The following is a 682-nucleotide window of genomic DNA, read 5'->3' as shown; positions in this document are numbered from 1 at the left end:
TCAGATGTGCTTCCCTTTGACCGTCACAGACCATGCGTCGCGGCTGATTTTAGCGTGCTGGGCCCACCCCAAGATCATGACCCAGCCTGTAAAACAGGCCTTTGAGAGGCTTTTTCAGGAGTACGGCATGCCGGAAGTTATCCGTTCGGACAACGGGGTACCGTTCGCCTCTCCTGGCCTGGCAAGAATATCCACACTGGCAGTTTGGTGGATTCGGCTGGGTATTTATCCCGAGCGAACCATGCCGGGAAGACCCGCCCAGAATGGTCGCCATGAACGAATGCACCGTAGCTTGAAACTTGAATTGCCCTTAGGGAAAAACTTAGTCGAGCAGCAGCTTTTGCTGGAGCATTTCAGGCATGAGTTTAATTACGTACGCCCTCACGAAGCGCTCGGCATGAAAAGTCCGGGAGACTTGTATGTGCCGTCCACCCGAATTTATCCAGGGTGCTTGCCCGATGTGGAATATCCGGCAGAAATGAAAGTTCGAAGCGTCAGACAGGACGGATCGATCAAGTGGAACGGCAAGTTGGTATTTATCAGCGAGGCGCTGTCCGGGGAAAGGATAGGGCTCAAAGAAGCTGAAGATGATGCTTGGGATTTGTACCTGTGTGATTATCCCTTGGGGAGGCTTGGACGAGGTATGACCCGCGTCCAGGCCTCAAATGTGTAAACGATGTCC

General features: G+C 53.1%; 1 protein-coding gene. It reads left to right on the top strand.

Annotated features, from left to right (window positions below; translation table 11 throughout):
- On the top strand, positions 1-673 hold a 673-nt coding region (locus tag AC07OT_RS30960; RefSeq protein WP_495109884.1), incomplete at its 5' end, for a transposase.
- Between the last annotated feature and the right edge of the window lie 9 nt (positions 674-682).

This window comes from Pseudomonas sp. GW821-FHT09C10 (genome assembly GCF_059418085.1).
Note: the sequence above shows the minus strand (reverse complement) of the source record. Positions and strands in the feature narration are given on the sequence as shown.